We start from the raw sequence: 14,401 nt of genomic DNA on the forward strand, positions 1-14,401 counted from the left end.
CGCGCTGGGCCAGCAGGAGGGCGCCCAGGAAGCTGAGCACCCCGCCGGGCAGGGCGACGAGCACCTCGCCGGACGCGGCGCCGTAGAGCAGCAGCGCGACGCCGGGCAGCAGCATGAGCAGGCCCAGGGCCAAGCGCAGCACACCGCTGCGGGAGCGCAGCGGGGCGGCGTCGGTGGGCCGCAGCGCGGCGAGCGGAGCCACCCGGGTCGCGGCGCGGGCGGGGGCCAGCGCGGCCACGACCGTCGTCACGAGGCCGACGACGACGCCGGCGGCCACGGCGGTCCACGGCACCGTCACCCCGGACAGCGGGATGGGCGAGTCCAGGCTCCCGGCCAGCGCGGAGACCCCGGCGGCCAGTCCGATCCCGGCGAGCACACCCAGCACGGAGGCGGCCAGGCCGGTGACCGCGGCCTCGCCGAGCACGCTGCGGCGGACCTGCCGGGACGTCGCCCCGATGCAGCGCAGCAGCGCCAGCTCGCGGGTGCGCTGGGCCAGCAGGACGGCGAACGTGTTGGCGATGACCAGCCCCGCGACGAGGACAGCCACGGTGGCGAAGACCAGCAGGACGACGGCGAGGGCGTCCGAGCCGCCGGTGATGGCGGCAGCCGCGGTGTTCGCGGCCTCCTCACCGGTCTGCAGGGTGACCGCACGGGTGGCGATGGCGGCCTGCAGTGCGGTGGTGTCGGGGTCGCCGGCGATCCGCAGCTCCGACGCGGTGGCACCCCAGGCCTGCGCCTGCGCGGGGGTGACGAAGCCCTGCGCGTAGAGCCCGCCGGTGAGCGAGCCCGAGAGGTCGACCAGGCCGGTCACGGTGACGTCACCGGTGGTCTCGGTCCCGTCGGCGGCGAAGGTGGTGACCGGCAGGACGTCGCCGACCGCGACGTCGGTGGACGCCGACAGGGCGATCTGGCCCGGCCCGGTGGGGAAGGAGCCCGCGGTGAGCTCCTGCCAGCGCAGCTGCTCGGCGTCGGCGACGGGCGTGATCGCGACGTACCGGGCGCCGGTGGTGCCCGGGAGGACGGTCTGGAGGGAGGTCGTCCACTCGGGGGCGACGGCGGTGACCCCGGGGACGGCGGCGACGGCCGCGGCGTCGTCACCGAGGGAGGCGCCCTCGGTGGAGGACAGCACGTGGTCGCTGCCGACGTACTGGGCGCCGACGGAGTCGAGCACCGTGGACTTCGCGGTCTGGTTGAGGACCAGGGTGGCGACGACGAAGGCGACGGCGATGACGATCGCGGTCATCGAGGCGATCAACCGGCCGGCGTTGGCCTTGACCTGGGCGAGGAGCACGCGGTCCACCCGGTCAGCCCCCCAGCCCGCGGAGCGCGTCGATGACGGCGTCGACGGTGGGCTGGTGGACCTCACCGGCGAGCCGGCCGTCGGCCAGCAGGACCACCCGGTCGGCGTAGGCGGCGGCCACCGGGTCGTGGGTGACCATCACGACGGTCTGCCCGGTCTCCCGGACGCTGGAGCGCAGCAGGCCGAGCACCTCGGCGCCGGCCCGGGAGTCCAGGTTCCCGGTGGGCTCGTCGGCGAAGACCACGTCGGGGCGGGGCAGCAGCGCCCGGGCGACGGCGACCCGCTGCTGCTGGCCGCCGGAGAGCTCGTGCGGGCGGTGGGCGAGCCGGTCGCGCAGGCCCAGCCGGGCCACCACGTCGTCCATCCAGGCCCGGTCGGGGCGCCGACCGGCCAGCTGCATCGGCAGCACCATGTTCTCCCGGGCGTCGAGCACCGGCAGCAGGTTGAACGACTGGAAGACGAAGCCGATCCGGTCCCGTCGGAGCCGGGTGAGCTGGTCGTCACGCAGCGAGGTGAGCTCGGTGTCGCCGAGCCAGACCTGCCCGGCGGTGGCGGCGTCCAGGCCGGCCAGGCAGTGCATGAGGGTGGACTTGCCCGAGCCCGAGGGGCCCATGATCGCGGTGAACCGGCCGCGGTCGAAGGCGACGTCCACCCCGTCGAGGGCGTGCACGGCGGTCTCTCCCCGACCGTGGGTCTTGGTCAGCCCGACCGCGCGGACGGCGGCGGCGCTGGGCGGGGCCTCGCCCGGGACGGTCATGACGGGGACGGCGGAGTCGAGCACGGGTGCCTCCTGGTGGGCGGTGGTCAGGACCCGTCCAACCTCCCGCCGGGAGGCCCTCCACCGCGTCGGAGCTGGGGCGGGACCCTGCCCCGGCCGTGCTGCACCCGTGGGGGGAGGACCGTCATCCCCCGGGGGGACTCACTCGTCGAACAGGTCGTCCGGGCCGGCTGCGGTGACCGCCTGCCGGGTGCCGTCGGGCAGCACGAGGGCCGTGGTCGCGCGGTCGTCGTCGACCAGCGCGAGGCCGTCGGTGAGTGCCAGCGGGGTGGTCGTCGTGCCGTCGACGAGGGCCAGGCCCGCGGTGCCGGCCGGGGCGGTGACCAGCAGCGTGCTGAGCACCCGGGTGGTCTCCCGGTCGGCGACGTTGCACCGGGCGGCGACCACCAGGGCGGCGACGTCGGTGCCGGCCGGGGAGGTCTGCAGGCCGCAGCCGTTCTGCTGCAGGGTCCCGTCGTCGAGCCGGTCGGCCCAGGCGGTGCTGAGGACGACGGCCCCGCTGGGCACCGGCACGGCGAGCACCGCGGCGTCCACGGTGCCCCCGAGCGGGTCGGGCAGCGCGCCCGCCCAGAGCAGGGTGGGCCGCAGGGTCGCGGGGTCCAGCCCGGTGGGGACGGCGACCGCGGACAGCGCGGCCCCGACCGCGGCGACCGAGGGCGGGGAGCTCGACCGCAGCGCCGACAGCTCGGGGACCGGCGCGGCCGGCCCGACGGGCAGGTCGGCCACGGTCACCGGCACCGGGGCCAGTGTCAGGTTCGAGAACTCCCCGGCCCGGGCCACCTGGACGCGGACCGCGACGCCGCCGGCGTCGGGTGCGGCCAGCCGCAGCGTGCCGACCCCGGCGTCCACCGGCAGGGCGGTGAACACCCGCTGCACCGTGCCCGCCGGCCCGACGACCTGCCCGGTCGAGACCCGCACGCCCTCGTCGGGGGCGGCGACCACCAGCAGCGCGGTGCCGGCGAGCAGGGCCGCGGGCTGGTCGGGCCGCAGGGTGACCGGCCGGTTCGCCGGCACCATCTCCTCGGCGGCCGCGCCGGGCGGCCCCAGCGACCACCGGCCGGACAGCTCGCCGTCCACCGTGCCGACCACCAGCACCCACCGGGCGTCCAGCTCGTCACCGGCGAAGACCACCCGGCGGTCGGTCGGCGTCGGCTCCCCGGCGAAGGCGGCCTCCGTGACGGCCGCCAGGAAGGCGTCGTCCCCGGCCGCGGAGCCGCGGGTGGGTGCCTCCAGGGCGGTGTCCCGGTCGGCCGGGGCCGGGTCACGGGGCAGCGCCCGGACGACGGGGACCAGCAGGGCGAGCACCACCAGCACCGCCACGGCCAGCAGCGGACGACGACGGGCGGACCGTCGGTGGTCCCGCACGACGACCGCGGCGTCGGCGTCGGTGAGCACCGGCGGCCGGCGCACGGCGAGCAGCCCGTCCAGCGCGCCACCGGGGTCGGCCCCCAGGGCCCCGGCAGCGGGCGGCAGGGGCCGGCCGGACGCCGCGGCGAGCACCACCGCGGTGCGGTCGGCGGTGGCCAGGGCGGCGAGGGCGGCGGCGGTCCGGCGGGCGGCGGCCAGCTCGGTGGGGGACACCCACCACGGGTCCGCGCCGCCCCCGGTGACCCGGCCGCGGGGGTCCCGGGTGCGCACCAGGGCGGCCAGGGCCGCGGCCCGGTCGGCGTCGGCCGGCAGCCGGGCCAGCGCACGGTGCGCCCGGTCCTCGGCGAGCTGCTCGTCGCCGGTGAGCAGGAACCCCGCCTCGAGCAGGGCGGTGCGGTGCGCGGCGACCAGCGCCCGGTCGCGGTCCACCGGCTCAGGCAGTGGCGTCGCGCAGCAGGTCGGCCGGTTGCACCAGTCCGCAGCGGTAGGCCAGCACCACGGCCTGCACCCGGTCCCGGGAGCCGGTCTTGGCCAGCACCCGGCCGACGTGGGTCTTGACCGTCGCCTCGCTGACGAACAGGCCGGCGGCGATCTCGGTGTTGGAGGCGCCGTAGGCCATCTGCACCAGCACCTCGCGTTCCCGGGGGGTCAGGTCGGCGATGCCGGGGTCGGGGGTCGCCGGGGTGGCCGGCTGCTCCGAGCGCAGCATCGGCGCCACGTGCTGCAGCAGCCGGCGGGTGGAGCTGGCGGCGATCACCGCCTCGCCGGCGTGCACGGTGCGCAGCGCGGCCAGCATCTCCTCGGGGGCGGCGTCCTTGAGCAGGAACCCGCTGGCCCCGGCACCGATCGCGGCCAGCACGTACTCGTCGAGGTCGAAGGTGGTCAGCACCACCACCCGCGGGGGGTCGGGCAGCGCGGTGACCTGCGCGGTGGCCTCGATGCCGTCCGTCCCGGGCATCCGGACGTCCATCAGGACGACGTCGGCCGGGGTGCGTCGCAGCAGCGCGACCGCGGCGGCCCCGTCACCGGCCTCGCCGACCACGGTCAGGTCGGGCTGGCTGTCGATCACCATCCGGAACCCGGCCCGGACCATCTGCTGGTCGTCGACCAGCACCACGCGCACCTGCTCGGGGGAGCTCATCGGCGCTGACGGTAGGGCAGCACCGCGTGCACGCCGAACCCCCCGCCGTGCCGGGGCCCGGCGTCCACCCGGCCGCCGTGCAGGGCGGCCCGCTCGCGCATGCCCAGCACGCCGTGCCCACCCCCGTCCCCGGTCTCCCGGACGGCGGCGGCACCGCGGCCGTCGTCGAGCACCGAGAGCTCCAGGGCGTCCTCGCGCCAGTGCAGCCGCACCCAGGCACGGCTGGCCGGGCCGGCGTGCTTGAGCACGTTGGTCAGCGACTCCTGGGTGATCCGGTAGGCGGCCAGCTGGGTGCCCGCGGCCAGCTCGACCGGGGTGCCCTCGCTGATCAGGTCCACGTCCAGGCCGCTGCGCTGCACGTCGGCGACCAGGTCGGTGATCGCCGCGACGTCGGGCTGGGGGGCGAACTCCTGGGCGCCGTCCTCGCGGAGCACGCCCAGCAACGAGCGCATGTCGGTCAGTGCCGTCCGCCCGGTGGCCGCGATCTGCTCGAGCGCCCCGATCGCGGCCCCGGGGTCGGTGCGCCCGGCGTACCGGCCGCCGTCGGCCTGGGCGATGACCACCGACAGCGAGTGGGCGACGACGTCGTGCATCTCGCGGGCGATCCGGGCGCGCTCGGCGCTCGCGGCCAGCGCCATCTCCTGGTCGCGCTCGACCTCCAGCAGCTCGGCCCGTTCGCGCAGCCCCTGCTCGCGCAGCAGCCGGCCGCGCTTGACGCTTCCCATGGCCCAGCAGGCCAGCACCAGGACGGCGATGGCCGCGGCGCTGATCAACGTGCCCTGCAGGCTCGCGTAGCCCGAGCCCACGCCCAGGTAGACGTTGCCGAAGTACCGGTCGGCGGCGAGCAGGGCGCCCACGAGACCGACGACCAACCCGGCCCGTCGCCAGGCCGCCGGTGCGTAGGCGGCCAGGGCGTAGACCATCGCCGGGGCCGCGACGTTGGCGAGCAGGAACTGGGACAGGGCGACCAGCTCGACCAGCCCCGCGACGGTCACCGCGATCGCCGCGGGGACGGTGGCCCGGCGGCGCCAGGCCAGCGGCGCGATGAGGGCCAGGCTCAGGACCAGGACCACCGAGGTGCTGTCGTCGCTGCCGAGCCCGCTGGTCACGACGAGGAAGAAGAGGAGGACGGCGAGGGCGGCGTCGACGAGGAAGGGGTGCTCGCGCAGCCAGCGGGAGACGCGCTCCAGCGCGGGCTGCCGGTCCGCTCCCACCTGCGTCGTCACCTGCTCGACCCTAGGCAGCCGCCGCCCCGGCGTCGTCGTCCCCAGGGATGACCCCGGGTGCGACCGGGGTGTGCCGGTGGCAGGCTCGGGCCCGCCCGTGGCGTGCGTCGAGACGAGGACCCCATCAGCACGACGACGACCGACCCCGCCGACGAGGGCCGCCGTCCCTTCGGAGCCGACGTGGGCACCCCCGACACGGCGGGTCAGCTGGTCGTGCGGGTGACCGGGGTGCTGGACAACTACAGCAACCCGCGGCTGCCGCGCCAGCTGCTGGCCGCGCTGGAGGACGCCCCGCAGCGCCTGCTCGTCGACCTCGAGGGCGTGGACTTCTTCGGCTCGGCGGGGATCACCGCGCTGGTCGAGGTGTCCAAGGCCGCCGACGCCGCCGGCAAGGAGCTCCGGGTCCGGGCCACCCAGCGCACGGTGACCGGCCCGCTCGAGGTGACCGGACTGCTCGACCGGCTGCGGCTCACCGAGGACTGAGCCGCACCCGCGGTCAGCGCAGCGCGACCCGGATGCCCGCGGGGCCGCTGAGGAACTGCACGTGGGACAGGTCGGGGGCGTAGCCGTCGGCCTCGAGCTCGCTGTGGTCGTGGGTGTCCCCGACGGCCAGCGTCGCGCAGCCCGCGGCCCGGCCGGCGGCCAGTCCGGCGGGGGCGTCCTCGACGACCAGACAGCGCTGCGGGTCGACCCCGATCCGGTGGGCGCCCAGCAGGAACGGGTCGGGCGCGGGCTTGCCGTTGGCGACGTCGTCGACGCAGACCACCTCGCGCGGGCGACGCAGACCCGACCCGGCGATCCGGGCGGCCAGCAGCGGGCCGGTGCAGGAGGTGACGATCGCGACCCGGTTGGCCGGCAGTGCGGTGAACGCCTCGGTCACCCCGGGCAGCACGTCGATGCCGGCGTCGGCCTGCGCGGTCTCCAGCTCGTGGATGCGGTGCATCCCGGCGGCGACCTGCTCGGCGGGCAGCAGCGAGCCCACGATCAGGGCCGCCGGGCGTCCCCCGACGGCGGCGAGCGCGGCCGGGTCGACGCCGAACTCCGCGGCCCAGGTGTGCCAGGCCTCGACCGCGCCGGGCATGGTGTCGATGAGGGTGCCGTCCATGTCGAACAGCACGCCGTCGAACGTCCGACCGGTCAGCGCGTCGAGGTCGAGGAGGGCGCCGGGGCGCGGCTGGGTCCGTTGCACGTGACCGAGGGTCCCACCACCGGTCGAACGGGCGGTGACACCGGGGCGACGGTCCGTCGGGTCTCGCTCGGAGGGGCCGGGTGGCAGGGTGGTCCGGCGTGCCCCTCGGTCGGTCGTTCTGGAGGCTGCTGGCCGCCAGCACGCCCTCCAACCTGGCCGACGGCGTCACCCGGGTCGCGCTGCCGCTGCTGGCCGCGACCCTCACCCGTGACCCGGTCGCCGTCGCCGCGCTGACGGCCCTGGCCTTCCTGCCCTGGCTGCTGTTCGCCCTGCCGGCCGGGGCGCTGGTCGACCGGTCGGACCGGCCCCGGGCGATGGCGCTCGCGAACACCGTCCGGGCCCTGGCGTTCGGGCTGCTCGCCGCGGCCGTGCTGACCGGGACCGCGGGGCTGCCGGTGCTCTACGCGGTGGCGTTCACCATCGGGGTGGCCGAGACGGTCTACGACTCGGCGGCCCGGGCGGTCCTGCCGCAGGTGGTCACCCGCGACCAGCTCGACCGGGGCAACGGCCTGCTCACCACGGGGGAGTCTGCCGGTGAGGGCTTCGTGGGGGCCCCGCTGGGCTCGGCGCTGTTCGTGCTCACGGCCGCGGCGCCCTTCGTGACCAACGCGGTGGTCTACGCGCTGGCCGTGGTGCTGGTGCTGACCATCGCCGGCACCTCCCGCCCCGTGCGCACGGCCGTGGCGCCGACGACCGTCCGTCGCGACGTCGCCGACGGGGTGCGCTGGCTGTGGGCACACCGGCTGCTGCGCGGTCTGACCGCGGTCTCCGGGGTCACGTCCCTGCTGGCCGCCCTGACCTCCGGGGTGCTGGTGCTGCTGGCGCTGGAGACGCTGCGGGTGACCGAGGCCGGGTTCGGGCTGCTGCTGACCGCCTCCGCGGTCGGTGCGGTGGCCGGCGGGCTCACCGCGACACCCCTGGCGCGCCGGATCGGCCGGACGGCGACCCTGGTGCTGGGGGCGGCGCTCGCGGGGAGCTGCTTCGTGGCGCTGGGGGCGGTCTCGGACCCCTGGGTGGCCGGGGTGCTGCTGGCCGTGGACTCGGCGGCCGTGATGCTCTGGAACGTGCTGACCATGTCGCTGCGCCAGGCGCTGATCCCGGAGGAGCTGTTCGGCCGGGTGCAGGGCGCCTACCGGACCGTGGTGTGGGGCGCGATCCCGGTCGGCGCGCTGCTGGGCGGCTGGCTGGCCGCGGCCACCACGGTGCCCACCGTCTTCCTCGTCGCCGGGACCGGCCAGGTGCTGGTCAGCGGCTGGCTCTGGCGGCTGCTCCGAGCCCATCGCGGCGAGGTGGCCGGCGCCCTCACCTCGGCGCGCTGAGCCCCTGGTCCGCGGGCGGGCCGAGCTCCAGCACGACGGTCGTCCCGGGGGCGTGGACCAGGCGCAGCCCACCACCGGAGGCCTCGGCGGTGCGGCGGGCGATGTCCAGCCCGAGACCGCTGGAGCCGGCTCCGGAGACCCCGCGGTCCAGCACCGCGGTCGTCAGGCCGGGGCCCTCGTCGGCGACGGTGACGACGGCCCCGCCGCCGGTCCGCGCCTCGACGAGCACCGCGAACGCCGTCCCCACCCCGGTGTGCGCCACCACGTTGCCCAGCAGGGCGTCCACCGCGGCGGCCAGGTCGTCGGCGGCCAGCCGGACCGGCAACGGGCCCGCGGGGAGGGAGACGGTGACGGACCGGTCCTCGTCCTCGGCCAGCGGGGTCCAGAAGGCGATCCGGTCGGCGACGACGGCCACCGCGTCACACCCGGCGACCAGCCCCTCCCGCTGGGACCGGCGGGCCTCGGCGATCACCGCGTCGACCGTCCGGTCCAGGGCGTCGACGTCGTCGACCAGCCGGTCCCGGGCCGGGCCCGGGGGCAGCGCGTCGGTGTCCAGCCGCAGCGCGGTCATCGGGGTGCGCAGCCGGTGTGCGAGGTCGGCGGCGGTCTCCCGCTCCGCGGTCAGCAGCTCGTCGATCCGGCCGGCCAGCCGGTTGAGCGCCGTCCCGACCGCCCGGACCTCGGGGGGCCCGGCCGGTTCGACCCGGGCGTCCCGGTCCCCGGCCCCCAGCCGGTCCGCGGTGTCGGCCAGCCGACGCACCGGACGGGTCATCGAGCGGGCCAACCGGTCGGCCAGCAGCAGGGCCAGGAGGAACAGGAGCACCCCCAGCCCGGCGAGGACCGCCCAGCTGCGGGTCACCCCGGCGCGCTGCTCCTCCTCGGGGACGAGCACCGAGAGCGTCGCCGTGCCGCCGTCGGCGCGGCCCACCGGCTGCACCAGCCGGGTGCCGTCGGCGGACTCCTCCTGCGCGGCAGTGCTGCCCACCGGACCGTCGGGGACGGCCGAGGGGTCACCGAGCACGGTGCCGTCGGTCCAGACCACGGCGACCCGCCGTCCCGAGGCGACGGCCACCTCCACGGCCACCCGGACGTCGTCGAGGCCGGCGAGGGCGACCGAGGGGATCAGCACCTGCACCTGTTGCTGCCCGGCGTCCAGCGCCCGGGACGCGGCCACCCGGGACACCAGCGTCGCCGCCGGCACCAGGAAGGCCAGCAGCACCACCGAGGTGGTGGCCGCGACCAGCAGCGTGATCTGCCGCCTCACGGCGCGGGCACCGCCAGCCGCACGCCGACCCCCCGGACCGTCTCCAGGAACCGGGGCTCGGCGGCGGTCTCGCCCAGCTTGCGGCGCAGCCACGACAGGTGGACGTCCACCGTCCGGTCCGAACCGCCGTACGGCAGCTGCCAGACCTCGGCCAGCAGCTGGCGCTTGGTGACGACCGCCCCCGGGCGGGCCATCAGGTGGGCGAGCAGGTCGAACTCCTTCGGCGCGAGGTCCACCGCTGCCCCGTCCAGGGTCACCCGCCGGCTGCGTGGGTCCAGCACGAGCCCGCCGACGGTGACCGGCCCGGCCCCGTCGTCCGCGTCGCCGGCGGCCCGGCGCAGCACGGCGCGGATCCGGGCGTCCAGCTGGGCCGCGGCGAAGGGCTTGACCACGTAGTCGTCGGCGCCGGCGTCCAGGGCGCGCACCACGGAGGCGTCGTCGTCGCGGGCGGTGGTGACGATGACCGGCACCGCGGAGACGGCCCGGAGCATGCGCAGCACCTCGACGCCGTCCAGGTCGGGCAGCCCCAGGTCCAGCAGGACCAGGTCGGGGGTGCCGTCCACGGCCAGGCGCAGGCCCTCCAGCCCGGCGGCGGCCGAGGACAGCACGTGGCCCCGCTCGCGCAGCGCCCGGACGACGGCGCCGCGGATCCGGTCGTCGTCCTCCACCACCAGCAACTGGGCCACGGCCGGACGCTAACCGACCCCGCAGCCACCGGGGGACCGGCCGTGCGGGAGCTTGTCGCCGCCTTGACCTGCCCTTGACCTCGCTGGCGACAATCTCCTCGCCATGACCAAGACGAGCATCCTCCTCGGAACCGCCTGGACCGGTGCGGCTGCGGCCGCCGTGGGCCTGGGCCTCGTGGCCGTCGGCCTGATCGACGCCGACGGCGCGACCGCAGCCACCCCCGCTGCCTCGACCAGCACGCTGGCGACGGCGGCGCCCGCGACGACCCCCGCCCCCGGCGCGACCGGGACCGTGACCACCGCCGGGGTGCACCAGACCGCCGGCGGCACCGTCTACGCCAGCTGCACCGACGGCACCCCGTCCGTCTCGGGTGCCCCCGCCCTCGGGTGGGAGCTCGACGACAGCCCCGCCCCCGGCGAGGTGGAGTTCAAGCAGGGTGACCTGCGGGTCGAGGTGCTGGTCACCTGCGGCGCCGACGGCCCGGTCTTCACCGACGACGACCGCTCCGGCGGCTCGTCCTCGTCCTCGTCCTCGTCGTCGTCGTCGTCGTCCTCGTCCACCGCCCCGGCCACCGGCTCGACGTCGGCACCCACGTCGGCCGACGACCACGGCTCGGGCGGGCACGGCGCCGACGACACCGGCCCCGACGACTCGGGCTCCGGGTCCGGGTCCGGGTCCTCCGGCAGCGACGACCACGGCTCGGGCGGACACGGCTCCGACGACTGAGCCCCGCACGCCTCCGCCGAAGGCGCCCACACCACCGGGGTGGGCGCCGTCCTCATGCCGCGGCCTGGTCCTCCGCCGGGCCTGGCGCCGCGGCCCCGGTCGCCCGCACCCCCACCACCCAGTCGGCCAGCGTGCGGCGCAGCGCGACCCCGAGCCGGTCGGCCGGCACGTGCAGCTCCGCGCGCATCGTCAGCGGCAGCCCGGGGCTGTCGGCCCGCTCGAGCAGCCGGAGGTCCGCGGCGAGCTCCGTCCGCTGCTGCGCCACGGCGGCGGCCCGCTCGGCCCGGGACGCCCCGGGCAGCGTGACCCGCACGTAGACCCGGGTGGAGTCGGCGTCCTCCGGCTGGAGCAGGACGAGCACGGTGCGCGACGTCCCGTCGTCCCGGCGCCGGAGTTGGAACGGCGTGGCCACGTCGGCCCGGCCGCCGGCCCAGGTGCCGGCGAAGCCGCCCTCGTGCAGCACGACCTCGGGCACCGCGGGGGTCGGGTCCAGCAGCGCGTCGGCCAGGACGGCGGCCGGGACGCCGGTGCGCACCGCCGGCAGCCAGGTGCCACCCGGGTCGCCCGGTCCGAGATCGGCGCCGCGGGGCTCGGCCGGCGCCAGCCACACCACGCCCCACAGCTCGCGGACCCCCCAGGCCGGGGCGGCCGCGGTCACCTCGCCGCCGGTGCGCTCCAGCGTCCAGGTCCGCCCGAGCAGCCGGACGGCGAGCCACCCGCCCTCCCGCAGCTCGACGGCGAGGGCCACCGGGTGCCAGGCGTGCTCCAGCGAGGCGTCCAGGTTGCCCAGCACCGGACCGGTCGGGCCGGGCAGCACCGGGACCGGGTCGGCCGTCGTGTGCGACCCGGCCCGGGGCGGGCGGTGGTGGACGGTGCGTTCGGGGGCGATCCACACCCAGCCGTCGCGTTCCTCGACCGCCCAGGGGGCTGACAGGTCCGCGCGCGGGGGCGGGGTGCCGTCGACGCCGAGGGACGGGATGTCCACGCAGCGGCCGTCGGTGGTGAACCGCCAGCCGTGGTGCGCGCACTCCAGGGTGCCGTCCACGACGGACCCGGTGGTCAGCGGCGCCAGCCGGTGCGGGCAGCGGGCCGACAGCGCGGTGACCTCGGCGCCGGGCCGCAGCCGCAGGACGACGTAGGGACGCCCGCCCGCACCGACCGCGATCGGGCGCTGCCGACGTCGGCCGCGCGGGCGACGGGGAACCAGCCGGTGGAACCGGGTGAGGGGACAGTCCTCGAGAGGGCCATGCACCAGGGGACCGCCCGGGGATCACCCCCGCGTTGCCCATAGGTGACGAGTTCGGGTCGGCCCGGACCGCACCGGGTCCCGGCGGGTCGTTCCGGAACCCCGCACCGCACCCCTAGTGTGAGCGTTCACACACAGCGGACCCACAGTGAGGTTGGACCCCGTGACACAGCCCGAACGCCGGCTCCTCACCCCCGAGGAGTACCGCCAGGCCCAGAACTCCCCGGAGTTCACCGAGCTGCGCCGACGCTTCCGACGGTTCGCCGTCCCGATGACCGTGGCCTTCCTGGCCTGGTACCTGCTCTACGTGCTGCTCTCCACCTACGCGGTGGACCTGATGAACACCCACGTGTTCGGCAACGTGAACCTCGGGATCCTGCTGGGCCTGGGCCAGTTCGTCACGACGTTCCTCATCACCCAGCTCTACGTCGCGTACTCCGCGCGGCGCACCGACCCCATCTCCGACGAGATGCGCGGCCGGCTCGAGGCCCACGAGTTCGCTGCGAAGGAGGACCCGCGATGACCCCGGAGACGATCGGCGAACCGGCCGTCAACATCTCGATCTTCGGCGTCTTCGTCCTGATCACGCTGGTCATCACGTTCCGGGCCAGCCGGGGCAACTCCAGCGCGGCGGACTTCTACGCCGCCGGGCGCAACATCTCCGGCACCCAGAACGGCCTGGCCATCGCCGGGGACTACCTGTCCGCGGCCTCGTTCCTCGGCATCGCCGGCGCCATCGCGGTCTACGGCTACGACGGCTTCCTCTACTCCATCGGCTTCCTGGTCGCCTGGCTGGTGGCGCTGCTGCTCGTCGCCGAGCTGCTGCGCAACACCGCCCGGTTCACCATGGCCGACGTCCTGGCCTTCCGGATGCGCCAGGGGCCGGTGCGCACCGCGGCCGCGCTGTCCACGCTGACCGTCTCGCTGTTCTACCTGCTCGCCCAGATGGCCGGCGCCGGTGGACTGGTCACCCTGCTGCTCGGGGTCAGCGGCGAGGCCGCCCAGGCGCTCACCGTCGTCGTCGTCGGCGCGCTGATGATCTTCTACGTGCTCGTCGGCGGCATGCGCGGCACCACCTACGTGCAGCTGATCAAGGCGACGCTGCTCATCGCCGGTGCGTTCGTCATGACGATCTGGGTGCTGGGCAAGTACGGGTTCAACCTGTCCTCGCTGCTCGGCGGGGCGGCCGACACCGCCGCCGTGCAGGCCACCCCGCGCGACGTGCTCTCCCCGATGGGCCAGTACGGCGCCAGCGGCACGTCCAAGCTGGACTTCGTCTCCCTGGGCCTGGCGCTGGTGCTCGGCACCGCGGGTCTGCCGCACGTGCTCATGCGCTTCTACACGGTGCCGACGGCCAAGGACGCCCGGAAGTCCGTGGTCTGGGCGATCTGGCTGATCGGGTTCTTCTACCTGTTCAGCCTGGTCATCGGCTACGGCGCCGGCGCCCTGGTCGGGGCCGACGAGATCCTCGCCGCCCCCGGCGCGGTCAACTCCGCCGCCCCGCTGCTGGCCTTCGAGCTCGGCGGCACCGTGCTGCTGGGCATCATCGCCGGCGTCGCCTTCGCCACGATCCTCGCGGTCGTGGCCGGCCTGACCATCACCGCGTCGGCGTCCTTCGCCCACGACGTCTACAACTCGGTGATCAAGAAGGGCTCCGCGTCGGGCAAGCAGGAGGTCCGGGTCGCCCGGATCACCTCGGTGGTCATCGGCGCGGTCGCCATCGGGCTGGGCATCCTGGCGCTGCAGGCCGGGCTGAACATCGCCTTCCTGGTGGCGCTGGCCTTCGCCGTCGCGGCCTCGGCGAACCTGCCGACGATCCTCTACACGTTGTTCTGGAAGCGCTTCACCACCCAGGGCGCGCTGTGGTCGATCTACGGCGGGCTGATCTCCTGCCTGGTGCTGATCCTGTTCTCCCCGGTCGTCTCCGGCGGTGCGGTCAACCCGGCCACCGGCAAGTCCACGTCGCTGATCCAGGACGTCGACTTCTCCTGGTTCCCGCTGAACAACCCGGGCCTGGTCTCCATCCCGCTGGCCTTCTTCCTCGGCTGGCTGGGCACGATGCTGTCCAAGGAGAAGCCGGACGTCGACAAGTACGCCGAGCTCGAGGTGCGGTCCCTGACCGGCATCGGCGCGGAGCAGGCCGTCCAGCACTAGGCC

At 76.1% G+C, this 14,401-nt stretch carries 12 protein-coding genes and 2 pseudogenes; 5 read left to right on the forward strand and 9 right to left on the reverse strand.

What is annotated here, in order from left to right; all coding sequences use genetic code 11:
• Positions 1-199: 199 nt before the first annotated feature.
• From F1C76_11045 to F1C76_11065, 5 genes and pseudogenes are all read right to left on the reverse strand, one after another.
• Positions 200-985, reverse strand: a pseudogene (locus F1C76_11045) (FtsX-like permease family protein).
• Between the two features lie 319 nt (positions 986-1,304).
• A complete protein-coding gene (locus tag F1C76_11050) occupies positions 1,305-2,057 on the reverse strand; it encodes an ABC transporter ATP-binding protein (protein QNG39172.1) in 753 nt (250 codons plus the stop codon).
• Between the two features lie 162 nt (positions 2,058-2,219).
• Positions 2,220-3,875: a hypothetical protein gene (locus tag F1C76_11055; GenBank protein ID QNG37054.1), complete on the reverse strand. Its 1,656-nt coding sequence runs from the start codon at positions 3,873-3,875 to the stop codon at positions 2,220-2,222.
• Between the two features lie 4 nt (positions 3,876-3,879).
• Positions 3,880-4,587 (reverse strand): response regulator transcription factor, encoded by a 708-nt coding sequence (locus F1C76_11060; GenBank protein ID QNG37055.1) that lies wholly within the window; start codon positions 4,585-4,587, stop codon positions 3,880-3,882.
• Positions 4,584-5,801, reverse strand: coding sequence for a sensor histidine kinase (locus F1C76_11065; protein QNG39173.1), 1,218 nt, complete (start codon positions 5,799-5,801; stop codon positions 4,584-4,586). The genes F1C76_11060 and F1C76_11065 overlap by 4 nt, the downstream gene beginning before the upstream one ends.
• A gap of 69 nt (positions 5,802-5,870) precedes the next feature.
• On the opposite strand from F1C76_11065, the gene F1C76_11070 reads away from it, so the two are divergent.
• Positions 5,871-6,296: an STAS domain-containing protein gene (locus tag F1C76_11070; protein QNG37056.1), complete on the forward strand. Its 426-nt coding sequence runs from the start codon at positions 5,871-5,873 to the stop codon at positions 6,294-6,296.
• A 13-nt stretch (positions 6,297-6,309) separates the two neighbouring features.
• On the opposite strand, the gene F1C76_11075 is transcribed toward F1C76_11070, so the two are convergent.
• On the reverse strand, positions 6,310-6,918 hold the full coding sequence (locus tag F1C76_11075) for an HAD-IA family hydrolase (protein ID QNG39174.1): 609 nt from the start codon (positions 6,916-6,918) through the stop codon (positions 6,310-6,312).
• Between the two features lie 182 nt (positions 6,919-7,100).
• Between F1C76_11075 and F1C76_11080 the strand changes: the two genes are divergently transcribed.
• Entirely contained in the window at positions 7,101-8,321 is a 1,221-nt protein-coding gene (locus tag F1C76_11080; protein ID QNG37057.1) for an MFS transporter, read from the forward strand.
• Here F1C76_11080 and F1C76_11085 read toward each other — a convergent pair.
• Both F1C76_11085 and F1C76_11090 read right to left on the reverse strand, forming a co-directional pair.
• Positions 8,305-9,585, reverse strand: coding sequence for a HAMP domain-containing histidine kinase (locus F1C76_11085; protein ID QNG37058.1), 1,281 nt, complete (start codon positions 9,583-9,585; stop codon positions 8,305-8,307). The genes F1C76_11080 and F1C76_11085 overlap by 17 nt on opposite strands.
• Positions 9,582-10,271 carry a response regulator transcription factor gene (locus F1C76_11090; GenBank protein QNG37059.1) on the reverse strand — a complete coding sequence of 230 codons (690 nt, stop codon included), beginning with the start codon at positions 10,269-10,271 and terminating at the stop codon, positions 9,582-9,584. Before F1C76_11090 ends, F1C76_11085 begins: the two co-directional genes overlap by 4 nt.
• A 103-nt stretch (positions 10,272-10,374) precedes the next feature.
• On the opposite strand from F1C76_11090, the gene F1C76_11095 reads away from it, so the two are divergent.
• Complete coding sequence (locus F1C76_11095; protein QNG37060.1) at positions 10,375-10,998, forward strand: hypothetical protein; 624 nt, start codon at positions 10,375-10,377, stop codon at positions 10,996-10,998.
• A gap of 52 nt (positions 10,999-11,050) precedes the next feature.
• On the opposite strand, the pseudogene F1C76_11100 reads toward F1C76_11095, so the two are convergent.
• Positions 11,051-12,246: pseudogene (locus F1C76_11100) on the reverse strand (Rieske 2Fe-2S domain-containing protein).
• Positions 12,247-12,407: 161 nt separating this feature from the next.
• On the opposite strand from F1C76_11100, the gene F1C76_11105 reads away from it, so the two are divergent.
• Together F1C76_11105 and F1C76_11110 are read left to right on the forward strand one after the other, a co-directional pair.
• On the forward strand, positions 12,408-12,767 hold the full coding sequence (locus F1C76_11105) for a DUF485 domain-containing protein (protein QNG37061.1): 360 nt from the start codon (positions 12,408-12,410) through the stop codon (positions 12,765-12,767).
• Positions 12,764-14,398 carry a cation acetate symporter gene (locus F1C76_11110; protein ID QNG37062.1) on the forward strand — a complete coding sequence of 545 codons (1,635 nt, stop codon included), beginning with the start codon at positions 12,764-12,766 and terminating at the stop codon, positions 14,396-14,398. Before F1C76_11105 ends, F1C76_11110 begins: the two co-directional genes overlap by 4 nt.
• Positions 14,399-14,401 lie beyond the last annotated feature (3 nt).

It is taken from the genome of Geodermatophilaceae bacterium NBWT11, from assembly GCA_014218215.1.
Taxonomy (GTDB): Bacteria; Actinomycetota; Actinomycetes; order Mycobacteriales; family Geodermatophilaceae; genus Klenkia.

Bases quoted from the DNA above. Each gene is read 5' to 3' on its own strand.
- F1C76_11050 (QNG39172.1), bottom strand. From the start codon at position 2,057: ATGACCGTCCCGGGCGAGGCCCCGCCCAGCGCCGCCGCCGTCCGCGCG.
- F1C76_11060 (QNG37055.1), bottom strand. From the start codon at position 4,587: ATGAGCTCCCCCGAGCAGGTGCGCGTGGTGCTGGTCGACGACCAGCAG.
- F1C76_11075 (QNG39174.1), bottom strand. From the start codon at position 6,918: ATGGACGGCACCCTCATCGACACCATGCCCGGCGCGGTCGAGGCCTGG.
- F1C76_11095 (QNG37060.1), top strand. From the start codon at position 10,375: ATGACCAAGACGAGCATCCTCCTCGGAACCGCCTGGACCGGTGCGGCT.
- F1C76_11110 (QNG37062.1), top strand. From the start codon at position 12,764: ATGACCCCGGAGACGATCGGCGAACCGGCCGTCAACATCTCGATCTTC.